Consider the following 208-nt stretch of genomic DNA (forward strand, 5'->3'; position numbering starts at 1 on the left):
CTTCTCCGCGCACGCGGAGGTATTTCCGTTAAGGGCTGGGTTGCTGCGGTCACGGTTGTCTCTTCTCCGCGCACGCGGAGGTATTTCCTTATGGAACTCTACGCAACCGCATCGACTAACCTCTTCTCCGCGCACGCGGAGGTATTTCCCCACAATGAATGAATCAATCATCCCGCATAAGCTCTTCTCCGCGCACGCGGAGGTATTT

This window comes from Corynebacterium sp. HMSC077D03, from assembly GCF_001808545.1.
GTDB classification, from domain to species: Bacteria; Actinomycetota; Actinomycetes; order Mycobacteriales; family Mycobacteriaceae; genus Corynebacterium; species Corynebacterium simulans.